Origin of the sequence: Nostoc cycadae WK-1 (assembly GCF_002897135.1) — a bacterium.
In the GTDB taxonomy this organism is placed as follows: domain Bacteria; phylum Cyanobacteriota; class Cyanobacteriia; order Cyanobacteriales; family Nostocaceae; genus Nostoc_B.
In genome coordinates, this window is the sequence record NZ_DF978425.1 from 370,286 (window position 1) to 385,518 (window position 15,233).

9 protein-coding genes are annotated in these 15,233 nt (G+C 39.5%); 2 read left to right on the forward strand and 7 right to left on the reverse strand.

What is annotated here, in order from left to right:
- Nucleotides 1–171 precede the first annotated feature (171 nt).
- The 4 genes from NCWK1_RS09605 to NCWK1_RS09620 form a co-directional block, all read right to left on the reverse strand.
- Entirely contained in the window at nt 172–663 is a 492-nt protein-coding gene (locus NCWK1_RS09605) for a gluconokinase (RefSeq protein ID WP_187308103.1), read from the reverse strand.
- Nucleotides 664–790: 127 nt separating this feature from the next.
- The gene (locus NCWK1_RS09610) at nt 791–1,753 is read right to left on the reverse strand and encodes a protochlorophyllide reductase (protein ID WP_103124553.1); all 963 of its coding nucleotides are present in this window, start codon (nt 1,751–1,753) and stop codon (nt 791–793) included.
- A gap of 345 nt (nt 1,754–2,098) precedes the next feature.
- Entirely contained in the window at nt 2,099–2,527 is a 429-nt protein-coding gene (locus tag NCWK1_RS09615) for a DNA mismatch repair protein (RefSeq protein ID WP_245894867.1), read from the reverse strand.
- A gap of 453 nt (nt 2,528–2,980) precedes the next feature.
- On the reverse strand, nt 2,981–4,225 hold the full coding sequence (locus NCWK1_RS09620; protein WP_103124554.1) for an FG-GAP repeat domain-containing protein: 1,245 nt from the start codon (nt 4,223–4,225) through the stop codon (nt 2,981–2,983).
- A gap of 477 nt (nt 4,226–4,702) precedes the next feature.
- On the opposite strand from NCWK1_RS09620, the gene NCWK1_RS09625 reads away from it, so the two are divergent.
- Both NCWK1_RS09625 and NCWK1_RS09630 read left to right on the forward strand, forming a co-directional pair.
- Nucleotides 4,703–6,019, forward strand: coding sequence for an aminopeptidase P N-terminal domain-containing protein (locus NCWK1_RS09625; protein WP_096579891.1), 1,317 nt, complete (start codon nt 4,703–4,705; stop codon nt 6,017–6,019).
- A gap of 207 nt (nt 6,020–6,226) precedes the next feature.
- Nucleotides 6,227–9,607: an EAL domain-containing protein gene (locus NCWK1_RS09630; RefSeq protein ID WP_103124555.1), complete on the forward strand. Its 3,381-nt coding sequence runs from the start codon at nt 6,227–6,229 to the stop codon at nt 9,605–9,607.
- A 56-nt stretch (nt 9,608–9,663) separates the two neighbouring features.
- On the opposite strand, the gene NCWK1_RS09635 is transcribed toward NCWK1_RS09630, so the two are convergent.
- The 3 genes from NCWK1_RS09635 to NCWK1_RS09650 form a co-directional block, all read right to left on the reverse strand.
- Complete coding sequence (locus NCWK1_RS09635) at nt 9,664–10,428, reverse strand: SDR family NAD(P)-dependent oxidoreductase (RefSeq protein WP_103124556.1); 765 nt, start codon at nt 10,426–10,428, stop codon at nt 9,664–9,666.
- Between the two features lie 37 nt (nt 10,429–10,465).
- Complete coding sequence (locus NCWK1_RS09640) at nt 10,466–11,617, reverse strand: histidine decarboxylase (RefSeq protein ID WP_103124557.1); 1,152 nt, start codon at nt 11,615–11,617, stop codon at nt 10,466–10,468.
- A gap of 1,513 nt (nt 11,618–13,130) precedes the next feature.
- The coding region (locus NCWK1_RS09650) for a COR domain-containing protein (RefSeq protein ID WP_146033967.1) at nt 13,131–15,233 on the reverse strand (2,103 nt) is incomplete at its 5' end.

Consider the following 15,233-nt stretch of genomic DNA (forward strand, 5'->3'; position numbering starts at 1 on the left):
GACCTGATAGACCTGCGGAATGTAGGTTAGTGATAATTCCAGAAATCTGTGCAGAAATGTAAAAACACGCTTCTCTGCTCCCCTGCTTCCTCTGCTCCCTCTGCGGTCTTAATGATAATTAATTCACCGAACACGATATTATTGGTGGATGCAGTTCATGATGGCTACTGATTAGATATTCAGGCTATTTCTGATTTGCTGCACGATCGCACCTAAATCTTGAGAGATATCAATATAAGTTGCTTCAGATGTGGTTGGCGCTTCTAGGGTATCAAACTGGCTTTGTAAAAGATTGGCTTGCATAAAATGACCGTGGCGATCGCGCAATCTTTGTTCAATCAACTCATAACTGCCTGTGAGGTACACTAACTTTACCCGTGAATCATCACCACAAAGAATTTGACGATAACTAGCTTTTAAGGCCGAACAAGCCAAGATGACATTTTTTTCTGCTTGTAACCATTGTGCGATCGCTGTTTGCAATGATTTTAACCAAGGTTGGCGATCGGCATCAGTTAGCGGTTCCCCTCGGCTCATTTTTGCCTTAGCAGCGGCTGAATGAAAGGTGTCTGCATCGTCAAATTCCCACTCTGTTGCTGCTGCAAGTGCTTGACCAATGGTGGTTTTACCGGAGCCAGCCACTCCCATAATCAGAATTATCATTGGTATTTAGATAATACTACAGAATGTAGGGGTATCAGGGTATAGATGTTCAAAACCCTTACATCCTCATACCCCTATACCCTTACACCCAATCTCAAAAGATCATCTGTGTGGGTGAATCTCTCCTTTACGCTAACCCGACTAACTTTTCGCTCAAATCCCACAGGCGTTCAGCTTTAGCATCATCCCGTGCTTGGGGAGAAACTCTCTGCACAAAAGATTTGCCCTCTTTCTTCTGACGATTTCCCCAACTCCAATAAGCACCAGATTGCTTATATTCCGGCTCAATAACTACTGCTGCAACCCGTTCTCCTGCTAATTCCTGAGATACATATCCCCCGGTGATGTATTTCTGGAACAAGGGGAAAAGCTTCTGAAACAAAGGATAGTGGTTGCGGAATAGAGGTGTTTCAGCCACACATCCCGGATAAAGAGAAGTGAAGGTAATCCCTGTTGATTCGTGATAGCGTCGATGCAGTTCGCGCATGGTTAGCACGTTGCAGACTTTACTATCTTTGTAAGCTTTAACAGGTTCAAATTTCTTGCCATCAATCATAGAAATTGGTGCTTTAAAGCCTGCAACAAAGCCTTCTAATTCACCCAAATCTGGACGCGGCGGAATTTTTCCACCCAGTTCGTCGGGGTTGTGGGTGACAGTTCCCAAAATTACCATTCGCTTATCCGCAGCCGGAGATTTTTTCAAATCCTCAAGCAAGAGTTTACACAGCAGAAAATGACCAAGGTGATTGGTGGTCATGGTTAACTCGTAACCTTCAGGACTGCGTAACGGTTCTTTGATTAATGGCATATAAATAGCCGCGTTACCCACCACAGCATCTAAGGATTGACCACTGGCTCTAAAGTTGTTGACAAACTGGCGGACGCTATCCAATGAACCCAGATCAATGTGCATAAGAGTATAGCTGTCCTTGGGTATCCCCACTTCTTGGGCAGCTTTTTCAGCCTTCACCAAATCTCGGCAGGCCATGACAACGTGCCATCCTCTGCGAGCAAATGCTTTTGCAGCGTACAAACCTACCCCAGAGGACGCACCTGTGATTACAACCGTTGACTTACGATCCTGTGCCATTGCTATTCAGACTCTGTTATCGCCTTTTACTATCTTCTGGATTTTACATCACTGGGTTATACAGATAATCTATCAATTTTTCCTTAATACTTGTTAACAAACCAGAAGAATAAATTTAGGCTGACAGATAATTGCGAAATCTGAAGATGATATCTATTTACAATGCTGACTATTGAGAATCTTCAGGCGATCACTTGCCAGTTCCCCGCAGATGCGATCGCGTTTTTCATTGCTGAAAATAATTGTTTTTGAGAAGTATTGATATAATTGCTGCAATTTTATTCCTGCTAATTTAAATCAGAATGGTGGGCATAACCCACCAAAAAAGCCTATTTAATTTTTATTTTATAATAAACATTCTCTAGTTTGATGATGATTGATAAACATTTCCATGTCATAGTCAATATTGTCTAAGACAATAGAAAAATTAGTTCTGTCGTATTCGCCCTCACAAAAAGTTTCCATATACAAGTTACTAGCTGAATTATCAATATATGCTTTCATAAACATAAACAATAAATTCAGTTCATTCACATATTCTAAGAGATTAGGTCTATGTACATTGAAGTTACAAGAATAAAGAATTCTAATTAATACACCTCGATTTGGTACATTTTTAACTATCAAACCATGCTTTCTGGGATGACGACATAAAAGTAACTCATCTTCTTCGTCAACCTGATATCCATTGAATTCTAAATGATTACGATATCTGACTAAAGGGTGAGCTAAATAATCACCGATATTAATTTCGGACATGGGTATAAACCTCACAAATTTCTTAACCCATTAGACTGGTTAAACTTAGTATTCCCACTTAGAGAGCATTTATCAACTAAATGGTGAAATAGCCAGGTGATGTATCACCATCAGAACTTGTGCATAATAACTATGCCAGATGGATTGACAGAACTTAGATGCAGCAAGCAATAGGTATCGCTTTTACAAGACGTTGCTAAACACGTTTAAGTTTAAATAAGCAGTATGCTTTCACCTTAGAGCTTACTGCCACAACAAAAGCTTGGATGAAATTGTAGCAATAACCATTACTTTTTGTTGTGAGAATCACCGCCTAAATAACTAAGTTATGACTTGCACTGCAACAAAAAATCAAGGGTTTAGAGAAGGATAAAAGGGTGTAGGAGTTTTAGGTATTTAAAACTCTTACACCCCACACCCTTAAACCCCATCTCAATAACTAACCTTTGTGCATCAGTCCTGTAAACTTTAGCCTGTATACCAAGCAGCACCAAGTCTGTCTTTAGTAGCTAGAGTAGATTCTGTGGCTTTTGTGCCATTCATTGTCCAAATCTTATCTGCACCTGATGCTTGATCGCGCCAGTAAACATCAGTTTTGCCATCACCATTGAAATCACCAAAGGATGGTGTCAAAGATGCGCTATTGCTGGGGAGAAATGCTTCAGATTTAACTGCTGTACCATTCATTAACCAAGCGGTGTTCTCGCCAGTCTTCTGATTATGCCAGAAGATATCAGTTTTGCCATCGCCGTCGAAATCACCAATGTTAGCTTGCCAAGATGAATCAAGTGTCTTAGCAGCAGCTTCAGTGACGACGATACCGTTCATTGTCCAAATTTTATTTTGACCAGTGGAAGTATTTCGCCACAGAATATCTGTCTTCAAGTCACCGTTAAAATCACCAAGGATAGGAGTTAAAGAAGAAGATTGAGATTGTAAAGTAAACTTACTGGCTTTTGTGCCATCCATAAACCAAGCACTGTTGGCACCAGTGTTGGCATTACGCCAAAAGATATCACTCTTGCCGTTACCGTCAAAATCAACCACAGTTGGAGTTAAGCCTACTGCTGTAGTTTCTACAACATTGGCACTAGAAACTTTTGTGCCGTCCATCAACCAAACGGCATTTTGACCAGTTTTAGCGTTATTCCAGAAAATATCTGTTTTGCGATCGCCATTGAAATCACCAATTAAAGGATTCCAGTTAGCATCTACTTTTTCTAAAGCTGCTGTACTTGCAACTTTTGTGCCATCCATGAGAGCAACTCTGTTCTCTCCTGTCTGTTTATTCCGCAATAAAAAGTCGGTTTTGCCATCATTATTAAAATCGGCAATTTTGTAAGTCCAAGCGTTGATATCAAACTTACCTACAGAACCTTGTGAGAGAACTTGTCCACCATCCATCAGGCGAATCACAATCTCACCTGTTTGAGCATTCACCCACATTTTGTCTACTTTGCCATCACCGTTGAAATCGGGGGCAATTGCAGCACTTCTTAAATAAGGGTTGGGGTTCGCACTTGCTGTGAATTCTGATGTTGAACTTTTTTGTGTTGCTAAAGAATTTATTTCTAATGAAGATGCACTACTGCTGGAAAAATTCTTACCAATTCCTTGTGCATTATCTAGAGTTTCTAACAATGCACTTGATTTTTTCAAAGATTGAGAAAACAGATTTGTTTGTAATGGGGAGGATTTTGAAGTTGAAGACATAGTGCTTTCTAATCACTGGTTGTCTTCAAAGTTTTAACAGATGAATCATAGTCATTTCTGTATTCTAAGAACAATTATTATTTTTTTTGGTTTTTTAAATAAACATTTTTTTAATTCAAATATCAAGGTTTATATACATAAGAAATTTGTCATAAATCATTTGCATGAAATTTGCAAGTCGTGAATAATCAATCATTTAGTTTGTCAGCAAAATTTATTTATGTCAGGTTTTAAATATATAAAATAAGTCTGTTATCTACTTATCAGTAAGGGAAAATAAAAATGCCCAACAAAAACAAAACTGAACTCATCAAAAAGTTTAACCTGTTGGTCATAAAAGAACGAACAGTATCTAAAGAAGTAGAAAATATTAGTTAAAATAACTGAAACAAGCAACTACTAAGAGGCTTTATCTGTATAGCCACGTTGCGAAAAGTGTAAAATAACACTGTAATTTAACTGACAAATTGAACAGCTATGCAATTAGAATATCGGCAGCGTCGGGAGCAGTTAATAGCAAAAATTGGGAATGGGACTGCGATTTTTCGGAGTGCGCCAATGGCCGTTATGCACAACGATGTGGAATATGCTTATCGGCAAGATAGTGATTTTTTTTACTTAACAGGCTTTAATGAAGCACAAGCCGTAGCAGTGTTAGCACCAAATCATCCCGAACATCGTTTTGTTTTGTTTGTCCAACCAAAAGACCGAGAAAAAGAAGTATGGTCTGGTTATCGCTGTGGTGTAGATGCAGCCAAAGAAATTTATGGTGCAGATGCAGCTTATCCGATTAATGAATTAGATGAAAAATTGCCCCAATATCTGGAAAAAGCCGATCGCATTTATTATCACTTGGGGCGCGATCGCCATTTTAATGAAAAGATTTTAGAACACTATCAAAGTTTACTGCGGACTTATCCCAAACGAGGTACAGGGCCAATTGCTATTGAAGATACCTGTGCAGTACTTCACAGTATGCGGCTGATTAAAACAGAAGCCGAATTAGAAATGATGCGTCAAGCAGCGGCGATCGCCGTGGAAGCACATAATCAAGCAATGGCGATCGCTAAACCAGGACGTTATGAATACGAAATTCAAGCCGAAATCGAACGGATATTTCGACTCAGAGGCGGAATGGGGCCAGCTTATCCGTCGATTGTGGCTTCTGGTGTGAATGCTTGCGTTCTCCACTACATTGAGAATCATCGCCAGATGCAAGATAGAGAATTGCTATTAATTGATGCGGGTTGTGCATACAGTTATTACAACTCAGATATTACCCGTACATTTCCTGTCGGTGGCAAATTTACGCCCGAACAAAAGGCATTATATGAAATTGTACTAGAAGCCCAAAAACAAGCGATCGCCCAAGTGCAACCAGGTAATACCTTTAAAGCAGTTCATGATACCGCTGTGCGCGTCCTTACCGCAGGCTTAATTGACCTTGGCATTCTCAAAGGCGAAATTGACAAAATCATCGAAGAAGAAAAATACAAACCATACTATATGCACCGCACTAGCCATTGGTTAGGCTTGGATGTGCATGATGTTGGCGTTTACCAACACGGTGACGACAAACCACAGATTTTACAACCTGGTCAAGTGCTAACAGTAGAACCAGGACTTTACATCGTACCAGATACCAAACTAGCCGAAGACCAACCAGAAACAGACCCACGTTGGATTGGTATTGGCATTCGCATTGAAGATGATGTGTTAGTTACACCTACAGGACATGAAGTATTAACAGCTGGAGTTCCCAAAGAAATCGATGAAATAGAAAGAGTTGCTTAGAAAAAACAGAATAATTTTAGATTTGGAATTTCAGCATTAAAAATCCAAAATTGAAGTGCTAGAAGATAGAAGTCAAAAGCAATTTACGACTTCATACTTCACACTTCATACTTCATACTTTTCAGGGAAATTCAGCAGTTACACGGAAGCTATAAAACATCAGATCAGTTATTCAGAAAGATAGTCAGTACATCTAGCTAGAAAACAATGGTCAGTAATAGTTCTGTGCAGGCAGATAAAAACCCGCGTTTGGTAATGCGCCTGCCACGCACATTGAGTTATCTAGAAACCTGGGGTTTTGGGCTGACGGGTCATGTAGGATGGATTGGCACTGCACCTGTTATCCATGCAGCATTGGGATCTAAAGCAATTTTAGTGTGGTTGTTTGGGGTCATTGTCTCCTGCATTTTAAACTTGCAAATCCAAAGTTTAGGTAAACATTGGTTAGATGTAACAGGAGGAACGCCTAATTATACGGCGCGGCTGCTGAAAAACTTTCCGAATTTAGGTCGCTACGTTGCTTTAGGCTATTATTTTAGCTGGGCAGCAGCACCAGCTTTGTATGCAATTATTCTCACAGACTTAATTAAGGTTAATTTTCAACCTTTGGGCATTTCCTGTCCAGAAACTTTCTTAAAAATTGCATTTACGGTAGTTCCTTTTATTTTGGCATTTAGTGGTACTCGTGCTGTCGCCCTACTGCACCTATTTTTTGTTATTCCCGCTATTTCATTAGTACTTTTGTTTTGTATTCAAGGCGGAATTTGGTTAGTTTTCTCAAAGGGTATTAATTTGTTTCCACCGAGTACCCATAGCCTCAGTTTTGGAGAATGGGCTAAGTCTTTTTTCCTAGCTAGTTATTCAGTTTATGCTTGTGAAACCACATCTTCTTTTGTTGCTGATAGTCGTTCTCCGCATAAAACTTTGAAGTTTTTAACTACAGCTACGTGGTTAATTCCGCCAGTATTTCTCGGTGGTTCTTGGGTTTTAATGTGTGCCTCTACTAAACCAGACATTGGTGAAGATACATTCTTAAATTTATTGGCAGCATCGCAACCTTTTTGGGGTCAATTTGCCCCTTTTTTAGTCACACTACTCATTACTTTCTCATGTCTGTTGAGTTGTGCTACAGCCGTTACCAATTCTCCCCGCATTCTTTACCAACTTGCCTTAGATAGTCAGTTGTCTCCTGTATTTACGGTAGTTTCTCGTCAAGGTATCTTGGGGCCTGCTATCTTCATTACTTTTTTACTCAGTCTGCTTTGTTTGAATTTAGGCAGTGTGTCTCAACTTGTCACCGTAGCAGGCACATGCTATTTGTTATCGATTATGGGGCTGCATCTAGGATTGTGGTTATGTCGCCATCAACCAGAAGTGTTATGGCCTTGGTGGTCATTGGGTTTTTTTTTAGTAGAAGCCGTAGTTTTAGTAGTCGGCGGTTTAGCTTGGAGTTGGTATGAGTTATTAATTGGGCTATTTGTACCCTTTGCACTGATGATAGGAGATGCGGTACTGCGTCGCTGTAACTTTGCACCATTTCACTCTCAATGGTGGACACAGCGTGACGAAGGGAAGTCTAGTAGTTATAATCCAGACTTTGTTGTACTTCAGGTAATTGTTTTAGTTTCTCTTATTTGTAGTTCTGCTATTGGCAGTTGGGTTCTGCGTAATTTATTGGATGGAGACCATAATACCTCGCGTAACTCTTTACTAGCGATCACTTTAGTCATGCTTTCGTTTGTTGGAGTAGCGATCGCTTGCTGGACTACCCTACCACAAATTGCGGCTATTGATGAGGCACGCCAACAGGCAAAAAACCTATTTATTACTACCCTCAATACTGTTCCCGACATTGTTTTAGTCCTTGATGAACAAGGTATCATCCTTCAGACCAATGTAGCGGCTGAAGAACTATTTCAAATTAGCACTCAACAGTTAGTTGGGCAGAACTTGAATCAATTCCTCATAGACCATTACGGCAAACCAGAACAATGGGCTATGAGGAGTGAACAAACGCTCAAAATTAACCAAGGCTCATACATTGTTGAGTCTACTGTTTCCCAGCCATCTAATCTCCAACTACGACAATATGTTGTCATTCTGCGAGATATCACTCAGCGCAAACTAGCCGAAGAAGAACTCAAACAATACCGTTATCAGCTGGAGCAGTTGGTAGCAGAACGTACTATTGAACTCATGAGAGTTAATCAACAACTGCAACAAGATATTATCGAACGACAACGCGCACAAGAACTATTGCTGCACAACAGTTTACATGATGCTCTCACCGGACTACCTAATCAATCGTTGTTTATGGAGCGCGTGAAACAAGCTCTAGAACGCACTAAACAACAAAAAGATTATGTATTTGCCGTACTCTTCTTAGATTTAGACCGTTTTAAGGTCATTAATGACAGCTTGGGACATTTACTCGGAAATCAACTGTTAATTGCTATTTCCCATCGACTCCAGTCAGTTCTACGTGCAGGAGATATGATTGCGCGGTTTGGCGGGGACGAGTTCACAATTTTACTAGACGAAATTGATGGGATTGATGGTGCGATATACGTAGCCGACCGAATTCAAAAGTTACTAGCTTTACCGTTTCAATTAAATGAGCATAAAGTCTTTACCAACGCAAGTATGGGAATCGCTGTGAGTACCCATAACTATGAGCAAGCTGCAAATATTTTACGGGATGCTGATGTGGCAATGTATTGTGCCAAATCCCTTGGTAAAGCACGTTATGAGGTATTTCATCCCAAAATGCACGAAAGCGCATCTCTGCTGTTGCAGTTAGAAACTGCTATGCGCCATGCACTCATCCAGCAAGAAGAATTTCGCCTCCACTATCAGCCCATTGTTTCCCTGCTGACTGGCAAAATTATCGGATTTGAAGCGCTGATTAGGTGGCATCATCCAGAACGAGGTATCATTTCCCCAGAAGATTTTATTCCCCTGGCAGAAGAAACAGGCATGATTGCTTCTATTGGTCAATGGGTGCTTTATGAAGCCTGTCGTCAATTGCAAGCATGGCATCAACAATTTCCCATTTACCCACCTCTAACAATTAGTGTCAATTTTTCTGGCAAACAAGTTATGCAGCCTGATATTGTCAAACAGGTTAAACAAGTTTTGCAAGACACTGGTTTGGAAGCAGGTACTTTAAAGTTGGAAATTACAGAAAGCTTGCTGATGGATAACTTTGAATTGGCAACCGCTATGCTTTCCCAGCTGACAACCTTGAATATAGAATTGCACATGGATGATTTTGGCACAGGTTATTCATCCTTAAGTTATTTGCACCGCTTACCACTAAAAACTATTAAGATTGATCGCTCTTTTATTAGTAATATTGGCAGTCGAGGGGAAAATTTAGAAATTGTCCGAGCTATTGTGACATTGGCTCACAATTTAAATATGTCAGTCACCGCCGAAGGGATAGAAACATTACAACAGTTAGCCCAACTCAAAGCATTACAATGCGATCAAGGACAAGGGTATTTCTTTTTTCCAGCTTTAGAAGGTTCGGCGGTAGAATTACTACTTGCTAGTAATTTATCTGATATGAACTTTTTAGAGGTGTAATAGAGCAATTTGTTCTGCTTTAGTTTTTTCCCAAATATCCCCTACATAAAATTTGATTACTGCACTGTATATCCCCCATCAATCACAAGTGATGTTGCTGTAATATATGAAGCTTTTTCAGAGGCAAGAAATAGAATAGCTTGAGCTACTTCTTGTGGTTTTCCTATACGTTTCATGGGAACTGTAGCCGCAAGTTGATTAATCACCTCTTCTTTTGTCAGACCTTGCCAGTCGGCAAATTGTTGGGTTTGGAATGTCTCAATTACACCTGGACAAACACAATTTACTCTGATGTTTTCAGTCGCTAGGTCATGAGCTAGACTTCGGGTTAATTGGAGAACTGCTCCTTTGGTTGTGTTATATAATGCAAAACCGGGAAAGGCAATCAAAGCAGCTATAGATGCTACGTTGACAATAGCTCCACCACCACGCTTACGGATATGTGGAATAGCATATTTAGCACAGAAAGCATAGCCTTTAACATTTGTTCCTAAAACGTTATCCCAATCTAAATTGGAAGCTTCTTCCAGAGAACCAATTGCTAAAATTCCCGCATTAGCAACCAAAATATCTATATGTTGCCATTGATTCACAACATTTGTTATCCAATGTTGCACCTGATTTTCATTACTAACATCGCAGGTGCAAAACATTGCATCTCCACCACTATTTTTTATTTCTTCCAGCAGTGATAAACCACCAGCGGTATCAATATCAGCGATCGCCACTTTAGCACCTTCAGAGGCAAAAAGTTTAGCTGTTTCTCGCCCAATACCAGAACTACCCCCAGTAACTAAGGCTACTTTATTTACTAGCTCCATAAATTCACAATCCTTTTAAAAGTAGATAGCCTTTTAATTAAGAGAATACTGGTTGTAGATGTAAATATTCCGATTCCGGTAATATTCCTTCTTGTAAGACAAGCTCATTCACAAAAGTATCAATTTTTTGCCGATCTATATTTTGCATAACTATGAGATGGGCAAAATTATCGAGAGTCGCTAATTGCCATTTTTTAATCAATACTTGGTTCGGCTTTTGAAACACGACTGTATTGGAGAATTTATTCAGCATACAAGGATATTCTCGCAATTGCAGTTGCTGAAATAAATATTGAGCATTCTGAATACATGTCTTGGCCTCTTGGGCAAATCCTTCATAACCTTTGGTTTTGAGAGCATACCAAAGAATCAGAGGCGTGTGACCATTGCGAGAACCAAGAATAGTGGTATCTTTTGAACCGATGTATTCAATCATGGTTTCAACTTTTTCTACCCACTTCTTCTTAGTTAAAACTACACCACAAGGGATAGGAGAGCCAATAAATTTACCAGAGATAGCCACACTATCTATAGGCTTTTGAAAATTGATTTGGGGTGCATGATCTAAAAAGGGTAAAATCATCCCTGAAAGTGCGGCATCACAATGAATGTAGTAATCTTTAATTTGATGATATTTTAAAATTTCTAAAATTTTGTCTAGGTTATCAATTGCACCTTTGACGGTAGTGCCAATATTTAGGTTAATAATGACTGGCTTGTGAGAATTTTGCTGAATTGTTTGGGATAAATGTTCATAACTAATCTCGCCATTAATTTGAGAATTAATTACTTGATGTTGAACACCAAACAGTCTGGCTGCTTTAGCTATTGAGTAATGCGAGTCTTGAGATGAATAGAGAATTCCATCAGGATAAATTTCTCTTGCTAATAAGATTCCATATAAGTTCCCTTCAGTTCCACCAGCCGTCACATAGCCCCAAAACTCATTTTCGGGGATTTTATATAATTGGGCAAAAAATGATAAAACTTCTTGTTCAAATTTGCGAGAATGGAGACCAAAACTTGGTTCAATATATGGGTCTCCAGCATTATTTAATAAAAAATTAAAAAACTTATTTATATAACTAAAGTCACAACTTAAATTATATGGATAACCTGCGTGGAACTGCGATCGCTCTTCTATTTGCTGCCAAAAAATTGCTAACTCCTTGCTCACAGTATCTAACATATTTTCTGATTTTTTATATTTTGAGTTCACGCAAGTTTTACTCTAGGTTATAAGTATCAATCAATATTTTCAGCATTTCTTAATAAAGATAATACTACATTTAAAGATTCAATAAAGCAGTGATAATACTGATGATTTTCAAGAGAGTTTCTTGGATTTAGCCAGCTTCTTCTAATTTATTTAGTTGAATTATATGGTGCAAGCACAACCTCTAGTATCACTAATGAATAGTTTCAAGATTTAACAGTAATCTTCTAGTGAATTTTACGGAATTGCTCATGTTGATATGATTGATATTAAGCGTAATTACAGAAAATTAGTAGTTGACACTTAAAAGGAATTACGAAGTTAGTAAATATACTTTAGTTACGGAATATAGGAACATTATTTAAAGTTTTGACCAAGTTCTGTGAGTATAGCGATCGCTGCTGATGGAATATATTTAAACGCCCTAAACCGAAGAAGTAAACTTATAGCAGAAGGCAGGAGGCAGGAGGAAAAGTCTTACTATACCTTGCATTCAAGCTTTCAAACTGTCCTAACATATCTGACTACCGCTATATATAGGTAAAACATAAGTTTGCTTCGGGAAGATTCAAGATACAAGACAAGCGGCTAAATCTTGTGCTGGAGTAGTAATCAGTTTGAGATTGTATGTTTCTGACAAGAAGAACACTTTGCGGAAATACCCGCCCTTGATGGCGGGAATTTTCCCGCGTCAGCTGCGGCGATAGAAAATTCTGAAGTGGTGTTTATTCCCATACATCGGAATTAAGTGGTGTTATCTTGTCTTTGTTAATTTGCGATCGCACCTTGAATACTTTCAGGATTTACACATAAAGGTTGTCTGTGAAGAATGAGTGTAAGGGTTTTAAACACCTACAGCTTTCAAAGCCTCTCCCACCGCGGGGGAGAGGTTTGGAGAGGGGTCAAAATATCGGTTACACAACGAAAAATCAAAACTTATAGATTTTTCTTTTTTCGTATGAAACCACCCTGCTTTTTAAGAGGGCTTGGGGGCATCAAAACTTTAACTAAACCGTATTGCTTTATACTCTGGTTACTGAGCGCAGTCGAAGTACACCCTCACCAAACCTTTGTAAAAAGGTTACTGAATCAGCGCAAGTTGGTTCAAGGGTAAGTTTGGCTTTGAGTACTTGGATAGAATCGTATTGCAGTACCCAAATATCGTATTGCAGTACCCAAATATCGTATTGCAGTACCCAGATATCGTATTGCAGTACCCAGATATCGGATTACAGTACCCAAATCTCGTATTGGAGTACCCAAATCTCGTATTGGAGTACCTAAATCTCGTATTGCAGTAACCAAATCTCGTATTACAGTACCCAAATATCAGATTACAGTACCTAAATATCGTATTGCAGTAACCAAATATCGTATTTATAGCGGTAGTCAGATATGTTAAGACAACTTAAAGCTTGAATGTCAGGAATAGTAAGACTTTTCCTCCAGCATAACCGCTTTCTGTTACCGTTGAAGTTAGAAAAGTCTATTTTCCTGCGGGAAGCTGTAGTTCTATCCCTAATTTGTTGCCTATTTCCAGAACATTGTTTGTAAAATCTGTCATACCTGCAATGGGAGCAGCAATTAAACTAGCAGCAGTGAGTAAAGCAATGAGACGCTTTTTGAGTTTGGGTTTGTTGCGTTCTGGTTCTGGCTTGTGAATTTCGGCTTCTACATCATCAATATCGATGGTGATGTCGTCACGGATTTCTGGCGGAAATTGGGCGGCGGTTTGGCGTAGGTTGCTGATTAGTTGCAGAATTTCGGTGATGTTTGCGCCACTGGTTTGAGTTAAGTCACCGACTTGCTGACGGGCGTTTTCTTTAACTTCGTTGTCAATATTGACGATGCCTACTTGTGCGCCTTGAAAGTTGTTTGTATTTTCTGTCATGGGTTTAAAATCTCCTTGTTGGTTATTATTGTTATTGTAAATATTGATTCTAACCAGATCGCGCTCTAACTCATCTCTTTGTAATTTCTGGCGCGATTCTAATGATTCATAGCCGTCTAAAAGTTGACGTAAATTGAGTTTTAATTTTAATTTGCCAATAGTGATTGTACTTTCACCCATTGCCTCAAGTCCCAAGAGTTCCTGATAGTCGAGGGGGGGATGATTGGGATAGCCTGGGACGGGAACCCATTCGGTGATTTCCAGGTTGGGGAGACTTTTGTGGATTTTTTGGAAGTCATCGCGGAGGATACCCAGAAATAAGCGGCGGGTTTCTTTGCGTCCACTAATGGCGATGAATATTTTTTTGTCTTCAGGGTCGGCTTTTATCCGCGCAATGTTGTAGATTTCGATGTTTTCTTGATATTGCAGCATTACGCCACTGCGCCAATAGACTTGGTTATAGATTTTTTCGTGGGTGTTGACGATAAAACGAGAAATTATGCTTTCTGGGAGAACTTTGTAATGGTATTGAAATTCTAGGGTTTCCCCTTCTAATTCTGTTTGTTCTGGTTGGTCTTTGGGCAGAAGTCCAGCAATCAAGAATTGTGGCGGCTGACATTCTAATTCAAAACAAAGCTCAAATTCTTTCATCAACCCAATCAGATAATTGTGGCGCTGGATAGGGTAACGTTCTGGATGGAGAATGCGGCTGAGGTCGGCAGGGGTAAAAATGCCTTTGGTTTGAGTTTTAAGGATTTCATCGCTGAGAAGTGCGTAAATACCTTCTGTCACCCAGTTGGGTTTGAGGACATTGGTATCTTTAAGGATGGGATGGTCGCGGAAGTTGAGAACTAAACCGAGTCGATGCAGCAAGTCGATGAGTTGTTCTTGGTTTTGTTCTTCAGCAATTTTGTTTTCGTAGCAGATGCCAATATAGTTGCTGTAGCTGATAAAGTCTTGGGGCATAGATTCGAGTTGTTGTTTAACCTCAAACCATGAAAGGGGTAGAAGGTCGTAGACTTCTTTGAGGTTGGCAATTTGCTGAAAAATAGCAGTGCGGAGTTCATCAATGCCGATATTGTCTTGGCAGGAAGTTTCAATAATATCTTGAATATTGGGATATTTCTCGCGTAATGCTTTGCGGTTGATGTCGAGGGGTTGTTCGTCTTTTTTGTTGCCAACAATAATTACAGGGGACTGTCCGCCGAAGCTTTCAATTAATTTCAGCCAATATTCAATGCGGTTTTCTTCTTCGCTGGTGCGACAATTACAAACTAAGAGATAGAGGCTGCGCTTAGTCAAAAAAAACTGATGGGTAGCATGATAAATTTCCTGTCCGCCAAAATCCCAAACATTCAGGCGAATATCTTTGCTATTCACCGATACGTTCCAAGTTTCTACATTCAATCCGTCAGTTTGGGATTGATTTTGATTGTATCTATTGCGGATTAGTCGCTCAATGAGGGATGTTTTGCCGACGCTACCTTGTCCGACAAGCAAGATTTTAGCTTCATTGAGTGGAAGCACTTCACCACTACGGAGTAATCGCAAGTAATTGAAAATTTCTTCAACTGAACCAACTTGATAAGAAGATCCTAAAATCTCTGGTGAAATAGGTACCGGATTTTCCCGTAAATCTAGTTCTTCCAATTTCGGCAAACTTTCGAGTGCCTCTGGTATCTGGGTTATTTGGTTGCG

What these genes read in the sequence shown, in the direction of transcription:
- NCWK1_RS09625 (WP_096579891.1), top strand. Translation starts at nt 4,703, where the DNA reads ATGCAATTAGAATATCGGCAGCGTCGGGAGCAGTTAATAGCAAAAATT.
- NCWK1_RS09630 (WP_103124555.1), top strand. Translation starts at nt 6,227, where the DNA reads ATGGTCAGTAATAGTTCTGTGCAGGCAGATAAAAACCCGCGTTTGGTA.
- NCWK1_RS09640 (WP_103124557.1), bottom strand. Translation starts at nt 11,617, where the DNA reads ATGTTAGATACTGTGAGCAAGGAGTTAGCAATTTTTTGGCAGCAAATA.
- NCWK1_RS09605 (WP_187308103.1), bottom strand. Translation starts at nt 663, where the DNA reads ATGATAATTCTGATTATGGGAGTGGCTGGCTCCGGTAAAACCACCATT.
- NCWK1_RS09610 (WP_103124553.1), bottom strand. Translation starts at nt 1,753, where the DNA reads ATGGCACAGGATCGTAAGTCAACGGTTGTAATCACAGGTGCGTCCTCT.
- NCWK1_RS09635 (WP_103124556.1), bottom strand. Translation starts at nt 10,428, where the DNA reads ATGGAGCTAGTAAATAAAGTAGCCTTAGTTACTGGGGGTAGTTCTGGT.
- NCWK1_RS09620 (WP_103124554.1), bottom strand. Translation starts at nt 4,225, where the DNA reads ATGTCTTCAACTTCAAAATCCTCCCCATTACAAACAAATCTGTTTTCT.